23 protein-coding genes and 1 riboswitch are annotated in these 24,537 nt (G+C 73.9%); of the genes, 14 read left to right on the forward strand and 9 right to left on the reverse strand.

Annotated features, from left to right (window positions below; genetic code table 11):
* Positions 1-4: 4 nt before the first annotated feature.
* Genes ACZ5NJ_RS10590 through ACZ5NJ_RS10605 form a run of 4 tightly spaced genes read right to left on the reverse strand, consistent with a single transcriptional unit; the run spans position 5 to position 4,203 of the window.
* On the reverse strand, positions 5-1,225 hold the full coding sequence (locus ACZ5NJ_RS10590; protein ID WP_468764356.1) for an amidohydrolase family protein: 1,221 nt from the start codon (positions 1,223-1,225) through the stop codon (positions 5-7).
* Positions 1,222-2,508, reverse strand: coding sequence for an amidohydrolase family protein (locus tag ACZ5NJ_RS10595; RefSeq protein ID WP_468764357.1), 1,287 nt, complete (start codon positions 2,506-2,508; stop codon positions 1,222-1,224). The genes ACZ5NJ_RS10590 and ACZ5NJ_RS10595 overlap by 4 nt, the downstream gene beginning before the upstream one ends.
* 11 nt (positions 2,509-2,519) lie before the next feature.
* Positions 2,520-3,404 (reverse strand): SDR family NAD(P)-dependent oxidoreductase, encoded by an 885-nt coding sequence (locus ACZ5NJ_RS10600; RefSeq protein WP_468764358.1) that lies wholly within the window; start codon positions 3,402-3,404, stop codon positions 2,520-2,522.
* A 1-nt stretch (position 3,405) separates the two neighbouring features.
* Complete coding sequence (locus ACZ5NJ_RS10605) at positions 3,406-4,203, reverse strand: acetoacetate decarboxylase family protein (protein WP_468764359.1); 798 nt, start codon at positions 4,201-4,203, stop codon at positions 3,406-3,408.
* A 150-nt stretch (positions 4,204-4,353) separates the two neighbouring features.
* Here ACZ5NJ_RS10605 and ACZ5NJ_RS10610 point away from each other — a divergent pair, with 150 nt between their 5' ends.
* The 5 genes from ACZ5NJ_RS10610 to ACZ5NJ_RS10630 all read left to right on the forward strand — a co-directional run bounded on the left by ACZ5NJ_RS10610 (position 4,354) and on the right by ACZ5NJ_RS10630 (position 7,961).
* Positions 4,354-4,974: a TetR/AcrR family transcriptional regulator gene (locus ACZ5NJ_RS10610; protein WP_468764360.1), complete on the forward strand. Its 621-nt coding sequence runs from the start codon at positions 4,354-4,356 to the stop codon at positions 4,972-4,974.
* A 43-nt stretch (positions 4,975-5,017) separates the two neighbouring features.
* Complete coding sequence (locus tag ACZ5NJ_RS10615) at positions 5,018-6,001, forward strand: DEDDh family exonuclease (protein ID WP_468764361.1); 984 nt, start codon at positions 5,018-5,020, stop codon at positions 5,999-6,001.
* Positions 6,002-6,089: 88 nt separating this feature from the next.
* Positions 6,090-6,323 carry a hypothetical protein gene (locus ACZ5NJ_RS10620; RefSeq protein ID WP_468764362.1) on the forward strand — a complete coding sequence of 78 codons (234 nt, stop codon included), beginning with the start codon at positions 6,090-6,092 and terminating at the stop codon, positions 6,321-6,323.
* 80 nt (positions 6,324-6,403) lie between these two features.
* Positions 6,404-7,195, forward strand: coding sequence for an SURF1 family cytochrome oxidase biogenesis protein (locus ACZ5NJ_RS10625; RefSeq protein ID WP_468764363.1), 792 nt, complete (start codon positions 6,404-6,406; stop codon positions 7,193-7,195).
* A 10-nt stretch (positions 7,196-7,205) separates the two neighbouring features.
* Positions 7,206-7,961: an SDR family oxidoreductase gene (locus ACZ5NJ_RS10630; protein WP_468764364.1), complete on the forward strand. Its 756-nt coding sequence runs from the start codon at positions 7,206-7,208 to the stop codon at positions 7,959-7,961.
* Between the two features lie 126 nt (positions 7,962-8,087).
* Here the strand turns inward: ACZ5NJ_RS10630 and ACZ5NJ_RS10635 are convergent, their stop codons facing one another.
* The 3 genes from ACZ5NJ_RS10635 to ACZ5NJ_RS10645 all read right to left on the reverse strand — a co-directional run bounded on the left by ACZ5NJ_RS10635 (position 8,088) and on the right by ACZ5NJ_RS10645 (position 11,208).
* On the reverse strand, positions 8,088-8,867 hold the full coding sequence (locus tag ACZ5NJ_RS10635; protein ID WP_468764365.1) for an enoyl-CoA hydratase/isomerase family protein: 780 nt from the start codon (positions 8,865-8,867) through the stop codon (positions 8,088-8,090).
* A gap of 167 nt (positions 8,868-9,034) precedes the next feature.
* A complete protein-coding gene (locus tag ACZ5NJ_RS10640; protein ID WP_007263382.1) occupies positions 9,035-9,256 on the reverse strand; it encodes a helix-turn-helix domain-containing protein in 222 nt (73 codons plus the stop codon).
* 353 nt (positions 9,257-9,609) lie between these two features.
* On the reverse strand, positions 9,610-11,208 hold the full coding sequence (locus tag ACZ5NJ_RS10645) for an ABC-F family ATP-binding cassette domain-containing protein (protein WP_468764366.1): 1,599 nt from the start codon (positions 11,206-11,208) through the stop codon (positions 9,610-9,612).
* 220 nt (positions 11,209-11,428) lie between these two features.
* Between ACZ5NJ_RS10645 and ypfJ the strand changes: the two genes are divergently transcribed.
* Both ypfJ and ACZ5NJ_RS10655 read left to right on the forward strand, forming a co-directional pair.
* Positions 11,429-12,319, forward strand: coding sequence for a KPN_02809 family neutral zinc metallopeptidase (gene ypfJ / locus ACZ5NJ_RS10650; RefSeq protein ID WP_468764367.1), 891 nt, complete (start codon positions 11,429-11,431; stop codon positions 12,317-12,319).
* A 69-nt stretch (positions 12,320-12,388) separates the two neighbouring features.
* Positions 12,389-12,784, forward strand: a complete 396-nt coding sequence (locus ACZ5NJ_RS10655; RefSeq protein WP_468764368.1) for a VOC family protein — start codon at positions 12,389-12,391, stop codon at positions 12,782-12,784.
* A 44-nt stretch (positions 12,785-12,828) separates the two neighbouring features.
* On the opposite strand, the gene ACZ5NJ_RS10660 is transcribed toward ACZ5NJ_RS10655, so the two are convergent.
* Entirely contained in the window at positions 12,829-14,259 is a 1,431-nt protein-coding gene (locus ACZ5NJ_RS10660) for a hypothetical protein (protein WP_468764369.1), read from the reverse strand.
* A gap of 186 nt (positions 14,260-14,445) precedes the next feature.
* Positions 14,446-15,576: an alpha/beta hydrolase family protein gene (locus ACZ5NJ_RS10665; protein ID WP_468764370.1), complete on the reverse strand. Its 1,131-nt coding sequence runs from the start codon at positions 15,574-15,576 to the stop codon at positions 14,446-14,448.
* Between the two features lie 299 nt (positions 15,577-15,875).
* Between ACZ5NJ_RS10665 and ACZ5NJ_RS10670 the strand changes: the two genes are divergently transcribed.
* The 7 genes from ACZ5NJ_RS10670 to ACZ5NJ_RS10700 all read left to right on the forward strand — a co-directional run bounded on the left by ACZ5NJ_RS10670 (position 15,876) and on the right by ACZ5NJ_RS10700 (position 24,526).
* Positions 15,876-17,144: an inorganic phosphate transporter gene (locus tag ACZ5NJ_RS10670; protein WP_468764371.1), complete on the forward strand. Its 1,269-nt coding sequence runs from the start codon at positions 15,876-15,878 to the stop codon at positions 17,142-17,144.
* A gap of 28 nt (positions 17,145-17,172) precedes the next feature.
* Positions 17,173-17,394 carry a hypothetical protein gene (locus ACZ5NJ_RS10675; RefSeq protein WP_468764372.1) on the forward strand — a complete coding sequence of 74 codons (222 nt, stop codon included), beginning with the start codon at positions 17,173-17,175 and terminating at the stop codon, positions 17,392-17,394.
* A gap of 198 nt (positions 17,395-17,592) precedes the next feature.
* A riboswitch (cobalamin riboswitch) is annotated at positions 17,593-17,678 on the forward strand.
* A 58-nt stretch (positions 17,679-17,736) separates the two neighbouring features.
* Complete coding sequence (locus ACZ5NJ_RS10680) at positions 17,737-18,756, forward strand: cobalamin biosynthesis protein (RefSeq protein ID WP_468764373.1); 1,020 nt, start codon at positions 17,737-17,739, stop codon at positions 18,754-18,756.
* The gene (locus ACZ5NJ_RS10685; RefSeq protein ID WP_468764374.1) at positions 18,753-20,273 is read left to right on the forward strand and encodes a cobyric acid synthase; all 1,521 of its coding nucleotides are present in this window, start codon (positions 18,753-18,755) and stop codon (positions 20,271-20,273) included. Before ACZ5NJ_RS10680 ends, ACZ5NJ_RS10685 begins: the two co-directional genes overlap by 4 nt.
* Positions 20,274-20,409: 136 nt before the next feature.
* The gene (locus ACZ5NJ_RS10690; protein WP_468764375.1) at positions 20,410-22,503 is read left to right on the forward strand and encodes a putative cobaltochelatase; all 2,094 of its coding nucleotides are present in this window, start codon (positions 20,410-20,412) and stop codon (positions 22,501-22,503) included.
* Positions 22,503-23,102, forward strand: a complete 600-nt coding sequence (cobO, locus tag ACZ5NJ_RS10695) for a cob(I)yrinic acid a,c-diamide adenosyltransferase (protein WP_468764376.1) — start codon at positions 22,503-22,505, stop codon at positions 23,100-23,102. The genes ACZ5NJ_RS10690 and cobO overlap by 1 nt, the downstream gene beginning before the upstream one ends.
* Positions 23,096-24,526, forward strand: coding sequence for a cobyrinate a,c-diamide synthase (locus ACZ5NJ_RS10700; RefSeq protein ID WP_468764377.1), 1,431 nt, complete (start codon positions 23,096-23,098; stop codon positions 24,524-24,526). The genes cobO and ACZ5NJ_RS10700 overlap by 7 nt, the downstream gene beginning before the upstream one ends.
* The last annotated feature ends 11 nt before the right edge of the window (positions 24,527-24,537 follow it).

Consider the following 24,537-nt stretch of genomic DNA (forward strand, 5'->3'; position numbering starts at 1 on the left):
GGCGTCACCAGACTCGGACCGATCCCCCTCGGGCGAAGGCCGGGCTGGTGGCGTCGGGGGGGACCGACGTCAGCGGTTCGGCCACCTCCGAGACCAGCGGGCCGTGCTTCGCGGCCAGCGCGTCCAGCAGGGCCAGGTCGAAGCCGTACACGCGGGCCGCGTTGCCGCCGACCATCGCCGCGACCTCCTCCCTCGGCAGGCCCGCGTAAGCGATCCGCAGGCCCTCGCGGGAGTACGGGGTGGTGCCCTCGTCGTGGGGGTAGTCGCTGCCCCACATGATCTTGTCGAGGCCGATCCGGTCCCGCAGCGGGACCTCGTGGGGGCGCATGAAGCTCGCGCCCACGAAGCAGTTGTCCCGCCACACCTCGCTCGGGCCCTTGCCCATGGCTTCGGCGAGGCCCGCCCCGAACTTGGACTCCGCCGTGGACGAGGCCGCGACCAGGCGGCCGTGGTAGTAGTCCAGCATCTGCAGGACGCCGGGGATCCAGCCCGAGCCCTGTTCCGTGAGGACCAGTTTCAGGCCCGGGTGGCGGCGGAAGGCGCCGCCGAAGATCAGGTGCCACAGGGCGCGGTGCGAGAACCAGGTCGTCTCGACCATGAAGACGGCCCGGGCCGCCGGCTCGTCGCCCAGCGGCGGGGACGCCGAGCCGCCGTGGTGGTTGACCGGGACGTCCAGTTCGTCGCAGACCGCCCAGAGGGGGTCGTACGCGTCCGAGTACAGCTCGGGGACCGTCGAGCCGGGCGGGACGCCGGGCAGCAGGATGCCGCCCGTCAGCCCGGCCTCCCGGGTGCGGCGGACCTCCTTCACCGCCGCGTCCACGTCGTTGAGCAGGATCTGCGCCACCCCCGCCCGCCGGCCCGGCGCGTCCGCGCAGAAGTCGGCCAGCCAGCGGTTGTGGGCCTGGAGACCCGCCCAGCGCAGCTCGTACTCGGCGGCCGACGGGGGCTGGGCCATCAGGGAGGCCTTGGGGAAGAACGGCGGGATGGTGTTCGGGAAGACGACCTCCGCGACGATCCCGTCCGCCTCCAGCTCCGCCAGCCGGCGCGCCGAGTTCCAGTTGCGGTCGGCGGTGTCGGCGAGGAGGTCCTCGTAGGGGTTGACGTACGTGGCGGCCCAGGCGTCGAACGCGTCGTGGTGGCGCTTGGCCAGGTACGGCCTGTAGTCCAGCAGGTCGGCGCCCGCGTGGCAGTCCGCCGAGATCACCGTGTAGCGGTCCTCCGTCATGAGGAGACCCCCAGCACCGGGAAGTCCTCGCCGGTCAGCCAGTGCCGGCCGGTCTCGCGGGAGCGGGCCCAGGAGGCTTCCACCGCCGTCTGGTCCGGGCTCTGGCCCAGTTCGGCCGGGGTGGGGCCGATGCGGCGGGCGAGCGGGGCGAGCGCGGCCGTGTCGAAGCCGAAGACCTCGGCCGCCGCGAGGCCCAGCATGCGCCGGGTCTCGGCGACGGGGATGTCGTGGAAGGTCTTCGCCAGCCAGTTGCGGGTGTCCGGCCAGGTGCCCTCGGGGTGCGGGAAGTCCGAGCCCCACAGGATGTTGTCGACGCCGATCTCGTAGCGCTGGGCCAGCTCGCGGCGCTTGGTGTTGGTGGCGCAGACGAAGACCTGCCGGTCGAGGTACTCGCTGGGCGGGCGCTTCAGCTCGGCGAAGGGCGAGAGCTTCTTGCCGCCATGCGCGCCGAGGTAGAGGCGGTCCATGAACCACAGCTGGTTGGGCAGCCACCAGCAGCCCGACTCCGCGACGCCGAACTTCAGGCCCGGGTGGCGTTCGAAGGCCCCGGACCACAGCAGGAACCACAGCGGCCGGGCCGGCCACCAGGTGACCTCGGAGACGTAGATGCCCAGGTGGTCGCCGTACTCGTGGCGCGGGGCGGCGCCCGAGTGGGTGAGGACGGGCATCCCGGTCTCGGCGGCGGCCGCCCACACCGGGTCGTAGCGGCGGTCGTGGTAGGGGGCCTTGTCCACCCACATGGAGGGGATCATCAGGGCGCCCAGGCCGGACTCCTTGGCCCGGTGGATCTCGGCGACGACCTTGGCCGGCTCGGCGGTGACGGGCAGCAGGGCGACCCCGCAGTGCCGTTCGGGGTTGCGGGAGACGAACTCCGCGAGCCAGCGGTTGTGCGCCTGGGCTCCCGCCATGCCGAGTTCGGGGTCCTGGTCGCCGGAGAGGCCGAGGCCCACGCCGAAGGGGGCGGCGGTCTGGCTGTCCACGGCGTCGGCGTCGGGGAAGACGACTTCGGCCGCGACCCCGTCGCCGTCGAGCTCCTTCAGCCGCTGGGCGGAGTCCCAGCCGCCCTTGAGGCCCTCCTCGTGGTCGTGGAACCACTTCTCGGCGAAGGCCTCGTTGCGGATGCCGAGCCGGGTGGCCTCCTCGCGCCGGGCGTCGCGCTGGCCGAGGAACTCGTCGAAGGCGCGGTGGAAGCGGGCATCGAGGTAGGGGCGGTACCGCTCGGTGGGCAGTCCGGCGTGGCAGTCGGAGGAGATGATCAGGTACGGGTCTTCGTACGCGTTCACGCTGTTTCTCCTCAGTCGAGGATGAAGCTTTCCAGGTAGGCGGGGTTGGCGCGGTCGAGCATGGACTGCGAGCGGGCGCGGATCTGGCGGTCGCTGTGCTCGCTCGCCGGGAGCATCCAGAAGCGGTCGGCGCGGATGCCGTCGACGACGTGTTCGGCGACCTCCTCGACCGGGGTGAAGCGCACCTCGTGCCCGGCCTCGCGCATCGCGGACTCGTACTGGTCGAGGGTGCGGTACGGGGACTGCCGCGGCCGCTCCTTCGCGTAGCGCGCGGGGCGGTTGCGGTGCGACTCCCACAGCCCGGTGCGCAGCATGTGGGGTCCGGGGAAGAGGACGGATGCGCCGACAGCGGCGCCCTCCGCCTTGAGGTGGGCGTAGAGGGACTCGGTCATGGTGACCACGGCCGCCTTGGTGACGGCGTACACGGAGGCGGTGGGCAACGGGGCGATGCCGCCGTCGCCGGAGGAGGTGTTGACCACGTGGCCGGGTGCCCCGCCGGCGATCATGCGGGGGACGAACGCCTGGATGCCGTGGAAGACGCCCCAGACGTTGACGGAGAAGGCCCATTTCCAGTCGTTGGGCTCGTGCTCCCACATCCGGCCCTCGGCGCCCGAGCCGACGCCCGCGTTGTTGCAGAGGACGTGGACCGCGCCGAAGGCCTCGTAGGCGGCGTCGGCGAGGGAGACGACGGAGTCGCGGTCGCCGACGTCGACGGTGCGGGCGAGCACCTCGGCGCCCTCCGCCCGCAGCGCGTCGGCGGCCTTGCGCAGGGCGCCCTCCTCGACGTCGGCGAGGACCACCTTCAGGCCTTCGGCGGCGAAGCGGCGGGCCATGGCCAGGCCGATGCCGCCCGCGGCGCCGGTGACGACGGCCACCTGTCCGGTGTCGAGCCTCATGTCACGCACTCCCCTCGGGCGGGCCGTCGAAGGCTTGTTGCGGGTCGTCGTAGCGCTGGTGGAGGTACGGGAGCAGGGCCTGGGCGCTGACCCGTTCGACGACCCTGCCCCGCTGGTCGGTGGTCTTCTCGCCGATGGTGAGCTCCACGAGGCGGCGCACGGGCAGGTCGGCCACGGGGTCGAACATGGACTCGCGCAGGATCACGTCACCGGTGAGGTGCTCCAGCCTGCGGACCTTCTCGTTGCGCGTGCAGTGCACGAGGACGGGGTCGGCCTCGAAACCGGAGCCGTCGACCGCCGGGAGGAACTTGAAGTAGAAGTCGGTCTTCTGCGCCGGTTCCGGCACCGGGAGTTCCCGGTCCACGGCCCCGCGCACCTCCACGAAGGCGATGCCGTGCCGGACGAGGGCGGCGCGGACGACCAGCCCCTCGCGCTCCACGGTGACCTCGCCCAGCTTCTTGGGCTCCCCGAAGACCTCACGGCCGCCGGTCAGGGCGCGCTCGTGGGTCATCGGCATGACCAGCGGGTACCAGCCCTCGACCCCGCCGTGCCGGGCGGCGACGGCCACCGAGCCGGCGCCGAGCGGGTAGCCGGGCAGGTCGACCTTGCTGATGTTGGCCCGGACGAGGGGCCGTTCGGCGGGCTTGAGCGGGGGCGGCAGGACCGCCGCCACCACGTCCGGGTCGGTCTCCCAGACGGCCACGACCCCGGTGGACCAGATGTCGGGGAGGTTCGAGCTCTTCTCGCGCGACGCGGCGATCTCCGCCCCGGTGCGCGCTCCGTACCGTACGCGTGCCATGTTCCGCACCACCCTTCTGGGGGTCCCCCCGGAGGGAGTCCGGGGGAGGCTTCCTGTAACACAGTTACACCGCCGCCGATGAAGGGTAAAGAGGGCCGCACGCACCAAAACTGACGGTGCGTCGGATCACCGGAACCGGGGAGGACGCCGATGGCGAGGAGCCCGCTCACCCGCGAGGCGGTACTGGCGGCCGCCGCCGCACTGGTCAGGCAGCACGGCCCGGACGCCCTCACCATGCGCAAACTGGCCGCCGAGCTCGGGACGGCGGTCACCTCGATCTACTGGCACGTGGGCAACCGCGAGCAGCTCCTCGACGCCCTCGTCGAGCGGACCGTCCAGGACATGGGCGCCATCCGGCCCGCCGGCCGCACCCCCGCCGAGCGCATCGTCTCCGTGGCCCGCGGCATGCGCCGCGAGCTGCGCGAGCGCCCGCACCTGATCGCGATGGTCCACGAACGCGGGCTGACCGACCGGATGTTCCTGCCCGCCCAGCGGGCGCTGGTGGCCGAGGTGCGCGCGGCGGGCCTGCGCGGCGCCCGCGCGGCCGACGCCGTGCGCGCCGTCCAGTTCCAGGTGGTGGGCTTCGTCCTGGTGGAGCGCAACCGCGAGCGCTCGCCCGTCCAGTCCCCCGGCGAGGGCGAGCTGTGGGACCCCGCCGACGCGCCCGGCGACCCGGCCCTGGCCCGGGAGCTGGGCCGCCCGGCGGACCCGGAGCGGCTGTTCGTCCTCTCGGTGCGGACCCTGACGGAAGCCCTGCTGGCGGGTGGGTGACCCGGCGGCGGACCGGGACTGTCCGTGAGGGCCCGTATCCTCTATGACCATGCTCGACGACCGTACGACCGCAGACACGACGTGGCCGACCGCGTACCCCCAGGGGTACGCGGTCGTCGACGTGGAGACGACCGGGCTCGCTCGCGACGACCGGATAGTCTCCGCGGCCGTCTACCGGCTCGACGCCCGGGGCAACGTCGAGGACCACTGGTACAGCCTGGTCAACCCGCGCCGCGACCCGGGGCCGGTCTGGATCCACGGCCTCACCAGCGAGATGCTGTCGGACGCGCCCCTCTTCGAGGACATCGCCGGGGAGTTCGCCGAGCGGCTCGCGGACCGGGTCCTCGTCGCCCACAACGCCATCTTCGACTGGCAGATGATCGCCAGGGAGTACGCGCGGGCCTCGTCGGCGGCGCCGGTGCGCCAGCGGCTGTGCACCATCGCCCTGTCGAAGGAGCTGGACCTGCCGCTGCCCAACCACAAGCTGGAGTCCCTCGCGGCCCATTTCGGCGTGGTCCAGCAGCGCGCCCACCACGCGCTCGACGACGCCCGGGTGCTGGCGGAGGCCTTCCGTCCGTCGCTGCACGCGGCCGCGCGCGACGGCGTACGGCTGCCGCTGCTGGAGTGCCGCCCGCTGACGGAGTGGTCGGACTCCCCCGCCCGGCCCCGGATCGGCTACCAGGCCTCGTACGGGGGCGGGGGCAGCTGGCGCGCCTCGCGGAAGCTGACGCCCTCCCCGTACCCGAACCCGGGGCGGTTCGAGGACGGCAAGCCGCTGAAGCAGGGCATGCGGGTCGCCTTCTCGGGTGACACCTCGGTGGACCGGGAGCTGTTGGAGGACCGGGCGGTGGAGGCCGGGCTGCACGTGGCGACGAGTGTGTCGCGGCTCACCAGCCTGCTCGTGACCAACGACCCCGACTCCTCGACCTCCAAGACGGTCAAGGCCAAGGCCTTCGGCACGCCCGTGGTGGACGAGGCCGCGTTCACCCAGCTGCTGCGGGACGTGGCGCCCGCCGGGGAGAAGTAGCCCGGGCATTGCTCCGGGCGGGTACAGGCGCGGCGACTCACCCCCGTGGATCTTGTTCCGGTGCGCCGGCCCGCGAAGCATGCCGCGCATGGCACGTTGTGAGGTCTGCGGAAACGACTACGGCATGTCCTTCGAGGTTCATGCACAGGGCGCGGTTCACGTCTTCGACTGCTTCTCCTGCGCCATCCACCGCATGGCGCCGATCTGCGAGCACTGCCGGGTCCAGATCATCGGGCAGGGCGTGGAGGTCGAGGGGAAGTGGTTCTGCGGCGGGCACTGCGCCCGCGCGGAGGGGAAGGTGGGCATCGTCGACCGCGTCTGACCCGTCCCCTTTCCTCCCCCCGCGCCCCGGAAGGCCACCCGGCCTCCGGGGGCCTTTCCCTTGCGGGTACCGTCATGGGCGTGTACCGCTTCTTGCTGACCCGGCAGTGGGTGTGCCTCACCCTCATCGCCCTCGTCCTCATCCCCGTGATGATCAAGCTGGGGTTCTGGCAGTACCACCGCCACGAGCACCGGGTCGCCCAGAACGAGCTGATCGCGAAGAACCTGTCCGCGAAGCCCGCGCCCGTGACCGAGGTCACCTCGCCCGGCCACACCGTCCCGCGCTCCGACTACTGGCGCGCCGTCACGGCGACCGGCACGTACGACTCCGCGCACGAGGTCGTCGTCCGGATGCGCACCTCGAACAACGACAAGGTCGGCTTCCAGGTCGTGACCCCGCTGGTGCTGGGTGACGGACGGGTGGTGCTGGTGAACCGGGGCTGGGTGCCCGGCGGCGACGACCCGACCGCCTACCCGTCCGTGCCGGCCGCGCCCTCGGGCGAGGTGACGGTCACCGGACGGCTCAAGGCCGACGAGACCAGCGGCGCCAGCGGCATCAAGGACCGCAAGGGCCTGCCCGAGCGCCAGGTGATGCTGGTCAACAGCGAGCAGCAGTCCACCGCTCTCGGCAAGCCGGTCCTCGGCGGCTACCTGGAGCTCACCTCCCCCCTGCCGCCGGACGGCGGACCCGAGGCCGTGGCGGAGCCCGACCACGACTCGATCGGCCCGCACATGGCGTACGCGGTGCAGTGGTGGCTGTTCGCGGCGGCCGTGCCGGTGGGGTGGCTGGTGCTGGTGCGCCGGGAGCGGCGCGACCGCGAGGCGGCGGCCGCGGCGGCGCCCACCGTGGAGCCGGAGCCCGCTTCGGCGTAGGTTGGCCCGCATGGATCTTGGACTGAAGGACCGTGTCTACATCGTCACCGGCGCCACCCGGGGCCTGGGCTTCGCCTCCGCGCGGGAACTGGCCGCCGAGGGCGCGAAGGTCGTACTGACGGGGCGGGACGAGAAGCGGGCGGCGGCCGCGGCGGCCGAACTGGGGCCGGACGCGGTGGGCCTGGCGGCGGACAACGCCGACGCGGGTTCCGCGCGGCGGCTGGTGACGGAGGCCAAGGAGCGCTTCGGGCGGCTCGACGGCATCCTCGTCAGCGTCGGCGGGCCGGCGCCGGGCGGTGCGGCGGACAACACCGACGAGCAGTGGACGGCGGCGTTCGAGTCGGTGTTCCTGGGTGCGGTGCGGCTGGCCCGGGCGGCGGCGGAGGAACTGGGCGAGGGCGGCGTCATCGGCTTCGTCCTCTCGGGCTCGGTGCACGAGCCGATCCCCGGCCTGACCATCTCGAACGGCCTGCGGCCGGGGCTGGCGGGCTTCGCGAAGTCCCTCTCGGTGGAGCTGGGGCCGCGCGGGATCCGCGTGATCGGGCTGCTGCCGGCGCGGATCGACACCGACCGGGTGCGGGAGCTGGACGCGCTGTCCGGCGACGCGGGGGCCGCGCGGGCGCTGCACGAGTCCCGGATCCCGCTGCGGCGGTACGGGACGGCGGAGGAGTTCGGCCGCACCGCGGCGTTCTTCCTCTCGCCGGCGGCGTCGTACCTCACGGGCGTGATGCTCCCGGTCGACGGCGGCTTCCGCCACGGCTTCTAGGCCGTCACTACCTGGACCTGGACCCCGCGCCTCAAACGCCGGCGAGGCTGGAGTTCCGCTGCGCGAAATCCAGCCCGCGCGGCGCTTGAGCGCACCGGGCGCGCAGGGCCCGGGCCGGGCGGCGGGTCAGTCGGAGAGGCCCGCGAGGTCGCGCAGGCGGCGGGCCTGGGCGGCCCGCTCGGCGGTGCGCTGGTCGTCGTACGCACGGCCGCCGGCTCCGCGCAGCAGCGCCTTCGTCTCGATGACGGCGTCCCGCGGCGGTGCCAGCAGGGCGCTGGTGAGGTCCTGGACGGCGGCGTCCAGTTCGGCGGGCGGGACGACCAGGTTCGCCAGGCCCACCCGCTCGGCCTCCTCGGCGTGCACGAACCGTCCCGTCGCGCAGATTTCGAGCGCGCGGGCGTAGCCGACCAGGGCGGTCAGCGGCTGGGTGCCGGCCAGGTCGGGCACCAGGCCCAGGCTGGTCTCGCGCATGGCGAACTGCACGTCGTCCGCGACGACCCGCAGGTCGCAGGCGAGTGCGAGCTGGAAGCCGGCGCCGATGGCGTGCCCCTGCACGGCGGCGATGGAGACGATGTCATTGCGCCGCCACCAGGTGAAAGCCTCCTGGTACTCGGCGATCGTGGCGTCGAGCAGTTCGTCGGAACCGCGCGCCAGATCAAGGAAGGACGGCTCGCCCTCGAAGCCCTCGGGGGTGAACGCCTGCCGGTCGAGCCCTGCGGAGAAGGACTTGCCCTCGCCGCGCAGCACGACGACCCGGACCGTGCCGGGCAGCGACCGTCCGGCCTCCGCCAACGCCCGCCAGAGCGCGGGGGACTGAGCGTTTCGCTTGGCCGGATTGGTCAGCGTCACCGTGGCGACCGTGTCGTCGATGGTGAGCCGTACGCCATCCTTGTCGAGCAGAGCCATCAGGTGCCTCCGGTGTGCAGTCGTGGCCGGACGCCCGGCCTAAGTGACTGCACAGTAACCACCCAGCCGGCCACAGGGCCGACCGGGGGTCACCGAAAGAACCATGCGTGGAACGGAACGGAGCTGTCGGACGTTCCTCGGCACCGGCCCCGGCCTGTCGGCCGGGGTCAGGCCGCGGCCGCCTTCTTGCCGCGCGTCGCGCCACCGCGACCACGCAGCGTGACTCCGGACTCGCTGAGCATCCGGTGGACGAATCCGTAGGACCGGCCGGTTTCCTCGGCCAGCGCCCGGATACTCGCACCGGAGTCGTACTTCTTCTTCAGGTCTGCCGCGAGCTTGTCGCGCGCGGCGCCGGTCACCCGGCTGCCCTTCTTCAGAGTCTCGGCCACCCGTGCCTCCTCATGGGAAGTGCGCTCTGTGCTTCTCATGATCACCCCTCCCCGGCTTCCTGGCCACCCATTCAGCAAGGTCGGTCCGGCGGCATTTCTCAGCCCGTGGACGCCCGAGCAGAACGGAATCTCCTCTTCCGCCGCATGACCTCCGTCACATTCCGCCGTCACGGAGGGGAATCGCCAGGTCAGGGGCCGGACGCCGAAAACGGCCGACCCCGGTCGCGCATCCGGGAGGATGCGGCCGGGGCCGTTGTACAGAGCGCGACGGTACGAGACCGTCTCACTCAGATGATGGATCACGTCTGCGCCGAATGATCCATACGGGACTGGATCAACCCGGCGGGAGCGGATCAGGCGAGGGCGACGAGGTCCCGGTAGTCCGGGCCCCACAGGTCCTCGACCCCGTCCGGGAGCAGGATGATCCGCTCCGGCTCCAGGGCCTCCACCGCGCCCTCGTCGTGGGTGACGAGGATGACCGCGCCCTTGTACGTGCGCAGCGCGCCGAGGATCTCCTCGCGGCTGGCCGGGTCGAGGTTGTTGGTGGGCTCGTCGAGGAGCAGCACGTTCGCCGAGGAGACGACCAGGGTGGCCAGGGCCAGGCGGGTCTTCTCGCCGCCGGAGAGCACGCCCGCGGGCTTGTCCACGTCGTCGCCGGAGAACAGGAAGGAGCCGAGCGTCTTGCGGACGTCGACCAGGTCCAGGTCGGGGGCGGAGGAGCGCATGTTCTCCAGGACCGTGCGGTCCGGGTCGAGCGTCTCGTGCTCCTGGGCGTAGTAGCCCAGCTTGAGGCCGTGCCCCGGGGTGACCTGGCCGGTGTCGGGCTGCTCGGCGCCCGCGAGCAGGCGCAGCAGGGTGGTCTTGCCGGCGCCGTTGAGGCCGAGGATGACCACGCGGGAGCCCTTGTCGATGGCCAGGTCGACGTCGGTGAAGATCTCCAGGGAGCCGTAGGACTTCGACAGGCCCTCGGCGGTCAGCGGGGTCTTGCCGCAGGGCGCCGGGTCCGGGAAGCGGAGCTTGGCGACCTTGTCGGAGACGCGGACGGCGTCCAGGCCGGCCAGGAGCCGGTCGGCGCGCTTGGCCATGTTCTGGGCGGCGACGGTCTTGGTCGCCTTGGCGCGCATCTTGTCGGCCTGCGAGTTCAGGGCCGCGGCCTTCTTCTCGGCGTTCTGGCGCTCGCGCTTGCGGCGCTTCTCGTCGGCCTCGCGCTGCTGCTGGTAGAGCTTCCAGCCCATGTTGTAGATGTCGATGACCGAGCGGTTGGCGTCGAGGTAGAAGACCTTGTTGACCACGGTCTCGACGAGGTCGACGTCGTGGGAGATGACGACGAAGCCGCCGCGGTAGTTCTTCAGGTAGTCGCGCAGCCAGACGATCGAGTCGGCGTCGAGGTGGTTCGTGGGCTCGTCGAGGAGCAGGGTGTCGGCGTCCGAGAAGAGGATCCGGGCGAGCTCGACGCGGCGGCGCTGGCCGCCGGAGAGGGTGTGCAGCGGCTGGCCGAGGACCCGGTCGGGCAGGCTCAGGGCGGCGGAGATCGTCGCGGCCTCGGACTCGGCGGCGTACCCGCCCTTGGTCAGGAACTCGGTCTCCTGGCGCTCGTACTGCTTGAGCGCCTTCTCGCGGGTGGCGCCGGAGCCGTTGGCGATGCGCTCCTCGTTCATCCGCATCTTCTTGAGCAGGACGTCGAGGCCGCGGGCGGAGAGGATCCGGTCGCGGGCCAGGACGTCGAGGTCGCCGGTGCGGGGGTCCTGCGGGAGGTAGCCGACCTCACCCGAGCGGGTGATGGTGCCGCCGGCGGGCTGGCCCTCGCCGGCGAGGCACTTGGTGAGGGTGGTCTTGCCCGCTCCGTTGCGGCCGACGAGGCCGATGCGGTCGCCCTTGGCGATGCGGAAGGAAGCGGACTCGATGAGGACGCGGGCGCCGGCGCGCAGCTCGATGCCGGTGGCGGTGATCACGGAAATACTCCAGGGCGGTATGGACGGCGGAAGAGGTGGTCGGACGCGCGTTCTTCGACGCCGCTAATCCGCGAGGAGATTTGCCATGAAGCCATTCTAACGGGGGTGCGCAACCACTTTTCGGGGCCCGGCCCTCACCCGTTCGGCGCAGGGGCCGCACCGGGCGGGCGGGGCACGTATCAGGATGGAGGGGTTGGCCACGCTTGGAGGGCGGTGCGGCATGCAGTTCGACGACGACGCCGATCTGGACACGTCCGAGGTCAAGGACGTGCGCGGCAGCCGCGTCCCGGGCGGCCGGGCCACGATCGGCGGGGGGGTCGTGGGGCTGATCGCGCTGGTCCTGGGCCTGCTCTTCGGGGTGGGGCCGGACCAGCTGGGGCTGTCCGACGGGAGTCCGCAGCCGGTCTCGACGGCCTCGTCGGCGGCCCAGGTGCAGCAGACCTGCAAGAAGGGCCGCGACGCCAATACGCGGGAGGACTGCCGGCTCGTCGCCGTGGTGAACAGCACACAGGACTTCTGGCGGCAGGAGTTCCGGCGGCGCGGCGGGACGTACGCGCCGGCGTCGACGGTCTTCTTCTCCGGCCAGGTGAACACCGCCTGCGGGGCGGCCAGCAAGGCGGTCGGGCCCTTCTACTGCCCCGCCGACCGGCAGGTCTACCTGGACCTGGGCTTCTTCGACGACCTGCGGACCAAGTTCGGGGCGACCGGCGGCCCCTTCGCGCAGGCGTACGTGATCGCCCACGAGTACGGGCACCACATCCAGAACCTGACGGGGACGCTGGCGCGGGCCCAGAACGGCCAGACCGGCGCGAACAGCAACGCGGTGAAGGTCGAGCTCCAGGCCGACTGCTACGCGGGGGTGTGGGCGCACAACGCGACGCGGACCCCCGACGAGTCCACGGGGCGGCCGCTGATCAAGAACCTGACCGACGAGGACATCCGGGACGGGCTGGACGCGGCGGCGGCGGTGGGCGACGACCGGATCCAGGAGAAGTTCCAGGGCCGGGTCACCCCGGAGTCCTGGACCCACGGTTCGGCGGAGCAGCGGCAGCAGTGGTTCTACCAGGGCTACCGCACGGGCGACATGGCCCAGTGCAACACCTTCCGCTGACTGTCAGCGGGGCCTGCCATGCTGTGACGTGGGTCACTTGGGTCATCGTCACGAGAGGGAGTGATCGTCATGGCAGGCGTTCCGTCCATCTACCCCGCGCTGCTCTACCGCGACGCGAAGGCAGCGATCCAGCAGCTGACCGAGGCCTTCGGGTTCACCCAGGTCGCGGTCTACGAGGGCGACGACGGCTCGGTGATGCACGCGGAGCTGGCCTACGGGAACGGTGCGGTGATGCTCGGGAGCAAGGGGCGCGGCGGGGTCTTCGACAAGGTCATGGAGACGGCCGGCCCGTCGGGGGTCTACATCGTCGTGGACGACGTGGACGCCCATCACCGGCGGGCGGCCGAACACGGCGTGGAGATCCTGATGGAGCCCACCGACCAGGACTACGGCTCGCGGGACTACATGGCCCGCGACACCGAGGGCAACATCTGGAGCTTCGGCACGTACGCGCCCCAGCTCTGACCCCGCGCCCGCGGCGCGGGGTCCCGTGACCGCCCGGCCAGGGCTCACGCGCCGCCGGTGTGGACCTGGAACGCGGCGCGGCGGACGGCCTTGGCCAGGGCCGGGTCGGGGTGGGCGGCGGCCAGCGCGACGAGGACCTGGACGGTGCGCGGGTGGCCGACGGCACGGACCTCGTCGAGCAGCCGCGGCACGGTGGTGCGGACCGCGGAGTCGAGGTGGCGGGCGAGCAGGTCGGCCTCGCCGTGGTCGGCGATGGCGGCCGCCGTGTCCACCCAGAGCCAGGTGGCCTCCTCGGGCGTGAGGACGTCCTGGGCGTCCTCCGGGTCCACCCCGTCGTGCTCGGCGAGCCAGAGCAGGGCGTAGGGCCGCAGGGCGGGTTCCCGTACGGCCGCGCGCACCTCGGGCTCGGCGGGGGCGCCGACCACGCGCAGGGCCTCGAAGGCGAGGCCCCGCAGCAGGGCGTCCTCGCCCCGGGCGGCCTGCAGCAGCTCGCTGACGGCGTGGCCCACGGGACGGGCGGCGAGCCAGGCCCGGTACTCGGCGCGGGCCGGCCCGGGAGTGAGGCGGGCGCACCCGTGCAGCATGGCGGCGGCGGACTGCTCGATGTTCCCGGCCGGGCTCTGCGCGGCGACGCAGATCTGCTCCAGCTTGACCCAGACGGCCCAGCTGCCGAGGGGGGTCAGGGCGGCCTGCGCCGGGCCCAGGGTGACGGCGTCCACGGCCGCGAGTCCGCCCAGCGCCCAGCGCAGCAGCCGGGCGAGCGGGAGGGCGCGCTGCTCCGCGGGGGCGGAGGCGGAGACGGGGGCCGCGGTGGCGGCGGGCTCCGCTTCGTAGGGGACCTCGCAGCGCTCGTCGCGCAGTTCGGTGACCCGCTGCCCGAGCAGGTCCAGCAGGTCCGGGACGGTCACCGGGCCGGCGGACAGCTGGAGCAGCGAGAGCAGCTGGGGCATCGCCTCGACCACCTCGGCCACGGCCGAGGGGGTGATGTCGGCGGGGGCCGGGTGGACGAGGGACCAGGCGTCGAAGAGGGCGACCCAGCCGCGCAGCACGGCGGAGTCGTCCCGGTCCCAGGCCCGCAGCCGCCAGCCGGGGCGGGCCTGGCCTCCGTGGACCTCGACGAGGCCGGAGAGCCGGGCGCGGTCCCAGCCGACACGGATCTGGCCGTGCGTCAGTCCCAGTTCCGCGGCGGCCCGTTCGACGTCGGGGGCGGGCAGGGCCGCGGCCGGGGCCGGGCGGCCGCCGTCGCCGGTGCCGAGGTTCAGCTCGGCCCAGCGGGCCAGCCGTACCGCGTCGGCCAGCGAGGTGCGGGCACGGTTCGCCAGGTCCGCCGTGGCGGGGGTGCCCGCCGGGGGCCGGGTGGCCGGCCGGGTTCGCCGGTCGGTCACCGCCTTGCGCGCCGTGGCCACGGAGCGCGGGGAGACGAGTCGGAGTCTGGAGTCGCGAGCCAACTGCTCATCAGGCTTTCGGGACGTCACGGAAGCAGTCTCGCCCGTCACTGGCCGAAAGCCCAAACGGAACGGGTCGTTTCCACAGGTCACGGGGTGGAGGAACCGGGACAGACCGCCCACCCTGTCCCGTCCGCCACACCGCCTTCACTCCAGCGCCACAGGACGCCTCCCGTAACGCCTCTTCTGTGGAGCCGTGGCGGCCCCGTGTGAAGGTCACATGAGGGGGGTGAGGAAGCGCCGCAGCGCCTCCTCGTAGCGGGCCGGGTCGGCGTTCCACATCGCCCCGTGGGCGGCGTCCCGGACCGTGTGCAGGGTGACGAGGTCGGGCCTGGCGGCGGCGAGCCGGCGGGAGGGCTCCCAGGGGGCGAGGGTGTCGTCGGGCCCGTGGAAGAGCAGGACGGGGACGCGGAGCGCGCCCGGGTCCGCGAACGGCGCCCGGTGGTCGGCGCGCAGCCCGGCGCGGCCCTCGGCGGCGCGGACGGCGAGCGGGAGCAGCGGGGCCGGGGTGCGGCGGGCCGCGGCGAGGTTGCGCAGCGTCGTGTGCCAGTCGAGGACGGGCGAGTCGAGCACCAGCCCGGAGATCCGCCCGGCCAGCGCCGACCGCTCGACGGCGCGCACGGCCATGGCGGCGCCCGTGGACCAGCCGTGCAGGACGACGCGGCGGGCCCCGTAGCGCAGGGCGTAGCGGATGGCGGCGTCCAGGTCCCGCCACTCGGACTCGCCGAGGTGGCCGAGGCCGTCCGGGGAGGCGGGGGCGCCGAGGTCGCCCCGGTAGCCGAGGGAGAGCACGGGCAGCCGGAGGCGGTGCAGGAAGGGCATGACCACCATCGGGTGCTCCCGTCCGGCGCCGAGGCCGTGGACGGTGATCACCCAGGTCCCGCGGGCCCCGGGGACGAACCAGGCGGGGAGGGGGCCGAGCTCGCCGGGGACGTCCACGTCGGCGTGCTCCAGGCCGAGGGCGGTGCGCGGGTTGCCGGAGTACACCTGTGGGGTGAGGGTGACGCGGGTGCCGGGTTCGAGGGCGCCGTGGGTGACGCGCAGGAGGCGGCGCACGACGGTGGCCGGGTCGTGCGGGACCCCGTCGAGGACCGGCCCGACGGCGGCGTGCAGACCGGGCGCGATCAGCCCGTGGACGCCGGGGCGCAGGGAGGCCAGCGAGCGGGTGAGCACCACCCGGCCCCCGTCGGCGGAGTGGACGCTGAGGCGGGGGCCGCCGGGCAGGGGGCGGCCGGGTTCGGAGCGCAGGGCGGCATCGGCGGCGTACCGGCCGGCCAGGGCCGCGGCCGCTCCGGCACCGATCAGGGTCGTCGTGACGGCAGCGGCCGTCGCAGTGGCGGTACGCACCGCTCCAGTGTCGGCGCGCGGGGTCACGACGGCCACCGGAGGGCGCCGCGCCGGGCGGAGTGATCTAGCTCTCTTTCGCCGTCGCGGAAGGGTGCCGCAGCGGGCCGCGGAGCCCCGCCGACAGGTTCCGTTTACCGGGTCCTGACGTGCATGAATGGCGATAACTACGAAAGAATCGGGACGAAGGGCCTGATGGGAGGCCCACAAGGGACACCACCCCGCCCGAGTCAGTTCATCTTCCGTTCACCCAGGTTGCCTACGGTCGGCGAGCCACTGACGCCAAACAGAAGCCTGGGTAAATGGAGCACATAACGCTTCTCCTCGGGATCGTGATCATCACCGCTCTCGTGTTCGACTTCACGAACGGTTTCCACGACACAGCCAACGCGATGGCGACCACCATCTCGACCGGCGCCCTCAAGCCCAAGACGGCGGTGGCCATGTCCGCCGTGCTCAACCTCGTCGGCGCGTTCATGTCCGTGGAGGTCGCCAAGACGATCTCCAAGGGTCTCGTCAACGAACAGGGCATCCAGCCCGAAGTGATCTTCGCCGCGCTCGTCGGCGCGATCCTCTGGAACCTGGTCACCTGGCTGGTCGGACTGCCCTCCAGCTCCTCCCACGCCCTGATGGGCGGCCTGATCGGTGCCGCGGTCGCCTCCGCCGGCCTCGGCGCGGTCAACGGCGGCGTCGTCGTCACCAAGGTGCTCATCCCGGCGGTCGCCGCCCCGATCGTGGCCGGTGTGGCCTCGATGCTGGCCGCGAAGGTCACGTACAAGCTGAACGGCAAGGTCGGCGAGAAGACCTCCGCGAAGGGCTACAAGGCGGGCCAGATCGCTTCCGCCGGCCTCGTCTCCCTGGCGCACGGCACCAACGACGCGCAGAAGACGATGGGCATCATCACCCTGGCCCTGGTCGCCGGCGGCGCCCTCGCCCCCGGCTCGAACCCCCCGGTGTGGGTCATCGTCTCCGCCGGCATGGCGATCGCGATGGGCACCTACCTGGGCGGCTGGCGCATCATCCGCACCCTGGGCAGCGGCCTGACCGACCTGCAGCCGCAGCAGGGCTTCGCCGCCCAGACCTCGGCCGCGAGCGTCATCCTGGCCTCCTCCCACCTCGGCTTCTCCCTCTCCACCACCCACGCCTGCTCCGGCGCGGTGATGGGCGCGGGCCTGGGCCGCAAGGGCGGCGTGGTCCGCTGGTCCACCGCCACCCGCATGTTCGCCGCGTGGGGCCTGACCCTGCCGGCCGCCGCCCTGGTCTCCGCGGGCGCCGAACTGGTCATGCGCACGGGTGACGTCGGCGTCGCCGCCGTCGCGCTCTTCCTGGTCGGCTCCTGCGTCGCCATCTGGCTGATCTCGCGCCGTCAGGTCGTCGACCACACCAACGTCACCGGCGCCGCCGCCGACGAGGCCGAGGAGCCCGGCGTGGTCACCACGGCCATCGCCGCCGTGGTCGTCCCCCCGGCCGCCGGCACCACGGCCGCGGTGACCGACGAGGACCTCAAGGCCACCATCCCGGCCGTCACGGCGACCCCGACGGCCCCGGCGGCTCCGGCCGCCGCGGTCTGACCCCGAGAACGACAGAGGAATCGGCAGTATGAAGATCGACTGGGCAGCACTCGGCTCCGTCTTCGGGGTCAGCCTCTCCGCGACCGTCGCCCTCGTGGCCCTGTTCAGCCTGGGTCTGGTGGGCCTCTCCAAGCACGAGGCCGCCACCGAGCAGGGCGGCACCGCCGCCCTGGCCCGCAGCGGCGCCTACGCCTGCTTCGCGCTCTGCGCGGCGGCCGTGGCCTACGCGATCTACCTGATCGTCGGCTGAGACCCACCCCGTCTCCGCCCGGCGACACCGCGTACGAAGGCTCCCCCCGGGAATCCCCGGGGGGAGTTTTCGCGTACCCGCGGCCCCGGCAGGCCCCGGCCGCCCGTCGGCCCTCCCCCGTCCCACCGCAGGTCAACGGTAAGTTGACGGGCGTTCTCGGACCGTGGTGGACTGCCCGAGCCAATACGGCGGCATGGAGAGGAAGTCCGGTGGGAATCCGGCGCGGTCCCGCCACTGTCACCGGGGAACGCACGCGGCGCGTGCGCCCCGGGAGCCAGGAACTCTCGCCGCCGGACACGTCGAACCAGGGCGCGGACCCTGAGTGAGGACCTACCTGCCACCATGCGTGCCGACCGCGTCTTCGCGTACGGCGTCACGGCGGGGCTGATCGGCGACCGGATCCTCGGGGATCCCCGCCGTGGGCACCCCGTGGCCGCCTTCGGACGAGCCGCCGCCGCCGTGGAGCGCGCCCTGTGGCGCGACGACCGCGCCCGGGGCGTCCTGCACACCCTCGTATGCGCCGGCGGGGCCGCCGCCGTCGGAGCGCTGGGCGCGCGCGCCGTGCGCTCCCGGCCCGCGGCCGCCCGGATCGCCCTGACCGCCGCGGCCACCTGGGCCGTCGTCGGCGGCACCAGCCTGGGCCGGGAGGCCCGCGCCATCGGCGGGGCGCTGGCCGCCGGGGACACCGAGGTGGCCCGCGAGCGCCTCCCCCACCTGTGCGGGCGCGACCCCCAGGCCCTCGACGGAGCGCAGATGGCCCGGGCCGTCGTGGAGTCCGTCGCGGAGAACACCTCCGACGCGGTCGTCGGGGCCCTGGTGTGGGGGGCCGTCGCCGGGGTGCCCGGGCTGCTGGCCTTCCGCGCGGTGAACACCCTGGACGCGATGGTCGGGCACAAGTCGCCCCGCCACCTGCGCTACGGCTGGGCCTCGGCCCGCCTCGACGACCTCGCCGGCTGGCCCGGGGCCCGGCTGACGGCCCTCGCCGCCGTGGCCGCCGGCCCCGACCGGCGGGGCGCCGTACGGGCCTGGCGCGCGGACGCCGCCGCCCACCCGAGCCCCAACGCCGGCCCGGTCGAGGCCTCCTTCGCCGGCGCGCTCGGCGTCCGGCTGGGCGGGACCCTCTCCTACGCGGGACGGGTCGAGCACCGGGCCGTGCTCAACGGGGAGCGGGGGCGGCCGGTGGAGGTCGCCGACATCGAACGGGCGGTACGGCTGTCGCGGCGGGTGACCTGGCTGGCGCTGGGCGCCTGCGTGGCGGTCCGCTGCGCCGTGGCCGGGGCGGCGAAGACCACGAGGACCGCGACTACCGCGACTACCGCGACGACCGCGACGACCGCGACGACGAAAAGGGGACGGGCATGAGCGGCACACGGCGCGGCGGCGGACTGCTGGTCGCGGGGACGACCTCCGACGCGGGCAAGAGCGTGGTCACGGCGGGCATCTGCCGCTGGCTGGCCCGCCAGGGCGTCAAGGTGGCCCCGTTCAAGGCGCAGAACATGTCGCTCAACTCGTTCGTGACCCGCGAGGGCGCGGAGATCGGCCGGGCCCAAGCGATGCAGGCCCAGGCCGCACGGGTCGAACCGACCGCGCTGATGAACCCGGTCCTGCTCAAGCCGGGCAGCGACCGCAGCAGCCAGGTGGTGCTGCTGGGCAAGCCGGTGGGCGAGATGAGCGCCCGCGGCTACCACGGCGGCCGCCAGGAGCAGCTCCTCGGCATCGTCACGGACTGCCTGGAGCAGCTGCGGGGCACGTATGACGCCGTGATCTGCGAGGGGGCGGGCAGTCCGGCCGAGATCAACCTGCGCCGGACCGACATCGTGAACATGGGCATCGCGCGGGCCGCGCGGTTCCCTGTCGTCGTCGTCGGCGACATCGACCGGGGCGGGGTCTTCGCCTCGTTCTTCGGGACGACGGCGCTGCTGTCGCCCGAGGACCAGTCGCTGATCGCCGGGTACGTGGTCAACAAGTTCCGCGGTGACGTGTCCCTGCTGGAGCCGGGCATGGAGATGCTGCGGTCCCTCACGGGGCGGGCCACGTACGGGGTCCTTCCGTTCCGGCACGGGCTGGGCATCGACGAGGAGGACGGGCTGCGGGTCTCGCTGCGCGGCGCGGTCCGCGAGTCGGTCGTCGCCCCGCCGGTCGGCGAGGACGTGCTGCGGGTCGCGGTGTGCGCGGTGCCGCTGATGTCGAACTTCACGGACGTCGACGCGCTCGCGGCGGAACCCGGCGTGGTCGTGCGGTTCGTGGACCGGGCCGAGGAACTGGCCGACGCGGACCTGGTCGTCGTCCCGGGTACGCGCGGCACGGTCAAGGCGCTGGAGTGGCTGCGGGAGCGGGGGCTGGCCGACGCGCTGGCCCGGCGCGCCGCCGAGGGGCGTCCGGTGCTGGGCATCTGCGGCGGGTTCCAGGTGCTCGGCGAGCGGATCTCGGACGACGTCGAGTCCCGGGCGGGCGAGGTGGAGGGCCTCGGGCTGCTGCCGGTGCGCGTGCGGTTCGCCGTCGAGAAGACCCTGGCCCGGCCGGAGGGTTCGGCGCTGGGCGAGGAGGTCTCCGGGTACGAGATACACCACGGGGTGGCCGAAGTCCTGGGCGGCGAGCCGTTCCTGGACGGGTGCCGGGTCGGACCGGTGTGGGGCACGCACTGGCACGGCTCCCTGGAGTCGGACGGCTTCCGCCGCGCGTTCCTCCGCGAGGTGGCCGCCGCCGCGGGCCGCCGCTTCGTCCCGGCGCCGGACACGTCGTTCGCCGCGCTGCGGGAGGAGCAGCTGGACCTGCTCGGGGACTTGATCGAGGAGCACGCCGACACGGATGCGCTGCTGCGGCTGATCGAGTCCGGCGCCCCGGCGGGCCTCCCGTTCCTTCCCCCGGGCGCGCCGTGACGGCCCGGGCCCTGCGGGGCTGCTCCCCTACCCGCCCCTCTCCCGCTCACCGGGGGCTCCGCCCCCGGACCCCCGGTCCTCAAACGCCGGACGGGCTGAATCGGACCCGCACCCGCACAGAAGGAGTGAGCAACCCATGAGCACGCCCTACCCGTTCACCGCAGTGGTCGGCCAGGCCGACCTGCGGCTGGCGCTCCTGCTCAACGCCGTGAGCCCGGCGGTCGGCGGTGTGCTCGTACGCGGTGAGAAGGGGACCGCCAAGTCCACCGCCGTGCGCGCGCTCTCCGCCCTGCTCCCGCACGTGGACGTCGTCCCCGGCTGCCGGTTCTCCTGCGCGCCCGCCGCGCCGGACCCCGCCTGCCCCGACGGCCCGCACGAGCCCGGCCCCGGCACCGACCGGCCCGCACGGATGGTCGAGCTGCCCGTCGGGGCCTCCGAGGACCGCCTCGTCGGCGCCCTCGACATCGAACGCGCCCTCGCCGAGGGCGTGAAGGCCTTCGAGCCCGGCCTGCTGGCCGACGCGCACCGCGGGATCCTCTACGTCGACGAGGTCAACCTCCTCCACGACCACCTGATCGACCTCCTCCTCGACGCGGCCGCGATGGGCGCCTCCTACGTGGAGCGCGAGGGCGTCTCCGTGCGTCACGCGGCCCGCTTCCTCCTCGTCGGCACCATGAACCCGGAGGAGGGCGAGCTGCGGCCGCAGCTCCTCGACCGGTTCGGGCTGACCGTGGAGGTCGCCGCCTCCCGTGAGCCCGCGCAGCGCGTCGAGGTGGTGCGCCGCCGGCTCGCGTACGAGGACGATCCCGCGGGCTTCGCCGCCCGCTGGGCCGGCGACGAGAGCGAGGTCCGCGCCCGGGTGGTGGCCGCGCGGGCGCTGCTCCCGCAGGTGGCGCTCGGGGACACGGCGCTCCTCCAGATCGCCGCCACCTGCGCCGGGTTCGAGGTCGACGGCATGCGCGCCGACATCGTGATGGCCCGTACGGCCACCGCCCTGGCGGCCTGGGCCGGGCGGACCTCCGTCCGCAAGGAGGACGTCCGGCAGGCGGCACTGCTGGCGCTGCCGCACCGCCGCCGGCGCAACCCCTTCGACGCGCCCGGACTGGACGAGGACAAGCTCGACGAGATCCTCGACGGCTTCCCCGACGAGGAGCCGGAACCGGAACCCGAGCCCGACCCGGAGCCGGAGGGCCCGGACGACAACGGCGGCGGGGACGGCGGCGGAGACGGCGGCAACGGCGGCGGAGACGGCGGCGGGGTGCCCCCGCAGGGCGGCGGCCCCGAGACCGGGCACGCGCCCGACACCCCGCAGGAGGCCCCCGAGGCGCAGCCCTCCGCCCCCCAGGGCGGGGCCGGCGCCGCCGAGCAGGCCGCCGTGGCGGCCGCCGAGCCGTTCCGCACCAAGATGCTCAGCGTGCCCGGACTCGGTGAGGGCGCGGCCGGCCGGCGCTCGCGGGCCCGTACCGCGCACGGCCGCACCACCGGCGCGCAGCGCCCCCGGGGGCAGCTGACGAAGCTGCACCTGGCGGCCACCGTGCACGCGGCCGCCCCGCACCAGAAGGCGCGCGGGCGCTCCGGCCCGGGGCTCGTGGTGCGCAAGGACGACCTGCGGCAGGCGACCCGCGAGGGCCGCGAGGGCAACCTGGTGCTGTTCTGCGTCGACGCCTCCGGCTCGATGGCGGCGCGGCAGCGGATGGGCGCCGTCAAGGGCGCCGTGCTCTCCCTGCTGCTCGACGCCTACCAGCGCCGGGACAAGGTCGGTCTGATCACCTTCCGCGGGGCCGGCGCCGAGCTGGCGCTGCCGCCCACCTCCTCGGTGGACGCGGCCGCGGCCCGGCTGGAGAAGCTGCCGACCGGCGGCCGCACCCCCCTCGGCGCGGGCCTGCTCAAGGCCCACGAGGTGCTGCGGATCGAGCGGCTGCGGGACCCCTCGCGCCGCCCCCTGCTGGTGGTCGTCACCGACGGGCGGGCCACCTCGGCCGGGTCCGTCGGCGGCGACCCGCGCGAGCTGTCGGGGCGCAGCGCCCGGCTGCTGGCCGCCGAGGGCGTCACCTCGGTGGTGGTGGACTGCGAGTCCGGGCCGGTGCGGCTGGGGCTCGCGGGGGCGCTGGCCGCCGATCTGGGCGCGCCCGCGGTGACCCTCGACGGCCTGCGGGCCGACTCGCTGGCCGGGCTCGTCAAGAACGTACGTACCGCAGTGACCCACGAGACCTCATGGAGGGCCGCGTAATGCCGCAGGGACAGCCGACCGTCGTTCCGGACGACGGGCTCACGACGCGTCAGCGCCGCAACCGTCCGCTCGTCTTCGTCCACACCGGCCCCGGCAAGGGCAAGTCGACGGCCGCGTTCGGGCTGGCGCTGCGCGCCTGGAACCAGGGCTGGCCGATCGGGGTGTTCCAGTTCGTCAAGTCGGCGAAGTGGAAGGTCGGCGAGGAGAACGCGCTGAAGGTGCTGGGCGCCTCCGGCGAAGGCGGCTCCGTCGTCTGGCACAAGATGGGCGAGGGCTGGTCCTGGGTCCAGCGCGACGCGCAGCTCGACAACGAGCAGGCGGCGAAGGAGGGCTGGGAGCAGGTCAAGCGCGACCTGGCCGCCGAGACGCACCGGCTGTACGTGCTCGACGAGTTCGCGTATCCGATGCACTGGGGCTGGATCGACGTGGACGAGGTGATCGAGGTGCTCCGGAGTCGCCCCGGTACCCAGCACGTGGTCATCACCGGCCGCAACGCCCCTGAGAAGCTGGTGGAGTTCGCGGACCTGGTCACCGAGATGACCAAGGTCAAGCACCCGATGGACGCCGGCCAGAAGGGCCAGAAGGGCATCGAGTGGTGATCTCGTCCACTGTGCCGCGGCTGGTCGTCGCCGCGCCGTCCTCCGGCAGCGGCAAGACCACCGTGGCGACGGGCCTGATGGCGGCCTTCGCGGAGCGCGGCCTGGCCGTGTCCCCGCACAAGGCCGGCCCCGACTACATCGACCCCGGCTACCACGCGCTGGCCACGGGCCGGCCGGGGCGCAACCTCGACGCGTTCATGTGCGGGCCGGAGCTGGTGGCCCCGCTGTTCGCGCACGGGGCCGCCGGCTGCGACCTCGCGGTGGTCGAGGGCGTGATGGGGCTGTACGACGGGGCCGCGGGGCGGGGCGAGCTGGCGTCGACGGCGCAGGTGGCGAAGCTGCTGCGGGCGCCGGTGGTGCTGGTGGTGGACGCCTCCTCGCAGTCCCGTTCGGTGGCGGCGCTGGTGCACGGCTTCGCCTCGTTCGACCCCCGGGTGCGCCTCGGCGGGGTGATCCTGAACAAGGTGGGCTCCGACCGGCACGAGGTGATGCTCCGGGAGGCGCTGGAGGAGGCGGGGATGCCGGTCCTCGGCGTGCTGCGGCGTGCTCCGCAGGTGGCGACCCCGTCCCGGCACCTGGGCCTGGTCCCGGTGGCGGAACGGCGCGCCGACGCCCTGGCGGCGGTGGCGGCCCTGGCGGACCAGGTCCGCGCGGGATGCGACCTCGACGCCCTGCTGGCGCTGGCGCGGTCCGCGCCGGCGCTGGAGTGCGAGCCGTGGTCGCCCGGCACCGCTTTGCTCCCCCACCCCGCCCCTTCCCGCCCCGGCGACGGCGCCGCGCCGTACGGACGCCCTTTCATCGCCGTAGCCGGCGGCCCGGCGTTCACGTTCTCGTACGCCGAGCACGCGGAGCTGCTGCGCGCCGCCGGTGCGGAGGTGGTCACCTTCGACCCCCTCCGGGACGAGGCGCTGCCCGAGGGCACGAGCGGCCTCGTGATCGGCGGCGGGTTCCCCGAGGTGTACGCCCCGGAGCTGTCGGCGAACGAGCCGCTCCGCGCCGCGGTGGCGGCCTTCGCCGCGGCCGGCGGGCCGGTCGCGGCGGAGTGCGCCGGGCTGCTGTACCTGGCGCGTTCGCTGGACGGGAAGCCCATGTGCGGAGTGCTCGACGCCGACGCCCGGATGTCGGAGCGGCTCACGCTCGGCTACCGGGAGGCGGTGGCGGTGTCGGACAGCCCGCTCGCGGCGGCCGGCACCCGGCTGCGGGGCCACGAGTTCCACCGGACGGTGGTCGAGCCGGGCGCGGGGGCCTCGCCGGCGTGGGGGTTCACGCACCCCGAACGCCGCGTCGAGGGCTTCGTCCAGGGCGGCGTGCACGCCAGCTACCTGCACACGCACTGGGCGGCGCAGCCGTCGGTGGCCTCCCGCTTCGCGGCGGCCGCGGCGGACTTCGCGGCGGGCGCGGCGGCCCCAGCGGCCGGCCCGTGACTCCGGACGGG

It is taken from the genome of Streptomyces sp. NPDC032091, assembly GCF_055580265.1.